Here is a 2,633-nt window from a genome sequence, read left to right as displayed (position 1 = left end):
GGGAACAGGGAACAGGGAACAGGGAACAGGGAAGCAGGGAGCAGGGAGCAGGGAGCAGGGGAGAAATTCCATTCTCTATTCTTCAATTTCTTTCTCCTGAACTCCTGAACTCCTGACTCCTGACTCCTGACTCCTGACTCCTATTAGGTTTCTACAGACACTAAGACAACGGTAATATTATCGTGTCCACCTTGTTCTTTGGCGGCTTCAACTAGGTCATGGGCAGCTTGTTCTAAAGAAGATGTGTCCCTGATGTATCCAAGGATTTGTGGATTTATAAGTTCTTCTGTAAGTCCATCACTACAGAGCAGTAAGCGATCGCCATTTTCCAGAGTTAGTTGCTGAATATCAATCTGATTCAGGTCTTCCCTACCTAAACAACTGGATAAAACATGACGATAGGGATGAACCCTAGCTTCATCAAGAGTAATATCACCGATTTTCATGGCTTTGGCAATCCATGTATGGTCTTCTGTAATTTGTTGTAATTGTGATTCTCGCAGACGGTAGAGACGGGAATCACCAACATGACCGCATACAGGTAATTCATCTGGACGGATAACTACTACTACGGCTGTCGTTCCCATATCAGCACGTTCAGGATGATTGTGCTGATCTTGAACTATGGCTTTATTTGCAGTGGATAAAGCTTGTTCTAGGAGTTTTGAGGAAGATTCGGGGGATTGCCAATTTTGCTCTAGATATGCACAAATTTCGGCAGTAGCGATGCGACTAGCCTCTTCTCCTCCTGCATGACCACCCATACCGTCAGCAACTATAAAGAATCGCCCTGTGGGATCAATATAGTACGAATCTTGATTATAAGCACGAATAAGCCCCGGATCTGTACAACCGGTAGATTCAAGTTTCATAGATTTTTCGTGAACAATTAATTAATACATCCGATCATAACGGTCGAGGCGTAAAAGCAACCGAATCAGCATGAATGAAACTGATGCGGCAATTAAACCAATAAAGCTTGCTAACCAGACATAATGGCTAACTAGGAGAATTGTACCAGCAATTGTAAAACCACTGATAATAAGAGCATAACTTATTGCCAGTTGTATATTACTCTGTCGCCGGATCAGGCGTTCAGTTTCGACGGAGCGAACTCGCAGCCGGATATCACCACGTTCTATTTTATCTAGGGTATCTTCTAATCTTCGTGGTAATCCTAAAGCAGTGCTACTGACTTGGACTGCTTGACGACTTAATTCATTCAAGAAACTATTCCCCTCAGAACTACTGTTATCTGTCATAAGCTGCATTGCATAAGGCTGGGCAACTTCCATAAAGTTAAATTCTGGATCTAGACCTTTACCAACGCCTTCGAGGGTAGAAAAGGCACGCATGACGAAGGTAAAAGTGGCTGGAAATCTAAATGGTTGATCATAAGCGAGTTCATACAAGTCTTCACTGATGGCTGCCACTGATTGATTTTCAAAGGGCTTATCCATGAAGTGATCCAGCATAAACTGGACTGAACGACGGACTGGTCCCATGTCATCAACTGGGGCAAGCGCTCCTAAATCAACTAGAGATTTTACCACGCGATCGCCATCTTTTTGAGCGATACCAAATAAGGTTTCCATTAATCCTTCGCGGACATTGGATTTAATTGTTCCCATCATCCCGAAGTCGTAGAAAATCAAAGCCCCGTCAGGACTAACTGCCAGATTACCAGGGTGGGGGTCAGCGTGGAAGAAGCCATTATTGAGCAGTTGATGGAGATAGGCTTGTGCGCCATAGCGAGCGATCGCTTTTCTATCTACACCCGCAGCATCTAAAGCATCATACTGACTAACTTTAATCCCCGGCACATACTCCAAAGTAATCACCCTAGAAGTAGCATAACGCCAATAAACCCTCGGTACTTTCACCCAATCATAAGGGCGGAAATTCCGGCGGAAAGTATCGGCATTGCGTCCTTCATTCAGATAATCAATTTCTTCCCAGAGAATGCGACAACATTCTTCATATATACCCATCCAATCTCTGCCGCGTCCCCATTTGGGATGATTTTGAAAATAGCGGGCAATACCTTTAAGAATGCCTAAATCAATTTCAAACAGCTTTTTGAGTCCAGGCCGTTGGACTTTGACAACTACGGACTCACCAGTATACAAGGTGGCCTTGTGGACTTGACCCAAACTAGCAGCAGCGAGGGGAACAGGTTCAAAATCTTGGAAAAGTGTGGGAACAGTCTTACCTAATTCCTGCTCAATAATTCCTTCTACCTGTTCATAACTAAATGCTGGGACTCTATCTTGTAACTTAGATAACTCCTCCACATATTCAGCAGAGAAAATATCCGCACGAGTTGAAAACAATTGTCCAATCTTAATAAAAGTCGGACCCAAATCTAAAAACGTGGTTCTAATCCAGATTGCTTGGGCTTTGCGTCTAGCTGCTTGCTTAGATTCTGTTACACCACCGGGGTAACTCCAATCTTTGTTATAGCGCCAAATTTTGAACATCAAGGTCAAGACAAAAGACCAAATATCCACAAAGCGGCGTTTGCTAGAGTATTCTTCCCGATTCCAACGGTATGCTTTGTCTGAGTAACCTTGTTCCATATTTTTCTTATACCGTCGGGTTGTTGCGGAGGCAGGGAGTAAGGGAGGTAGGGG

General features: G+C 43.8%; 2 protein-coding genes. Both read right to left on the bottom strand.

Translation table 11 applies throughout. The features are described from left to right. Window positions 1-143 precede the first annotated feature (143 nt). Window positions 144-872 carry a Stp1/IreP family PP2C-type Ser/Thr phosphatase gene (locus PN450_RS07515; RefSeq protein WP_271835886.1) on the bottom strand — a complete coding sequence of 243 codons (729 nt, stop codon included), beginning with the start codon at window positions 870-872 and terminating at the stop codon, window positions 144-146. Between the two features lie 21 nt (window positions 873-893). Next, window positions 894-2,579: an ABC1 kinase family protein gene (locus PN450_RS07510; protein WP_271835888.1), complete on the bottom strand. Its 1,686-nt coding sequence runs from the start codon at window positions 2,577-2,579 to the stop codon at window positions 894-896. Window positions 2,580-2,633 lie beyond the last annotated feature (54 nt).

This window comes from Dolichospermum lemmermannii CS-548 (assembly GCF_028330815.1).
GTDB classification, from domain to species: domain Bacteria; phylum Cyanobacteriota; class Cyanobacteriia; order Cyanobacteriales; family Nostocaceae; genus Dolichospermum; species Dolichospermum lemmermannii.
The sequence above is the reverse complement of the archived record's forward strand: the minus strand, read 5'-3'. Positions and strand labels throughout refer to the sequence as shown.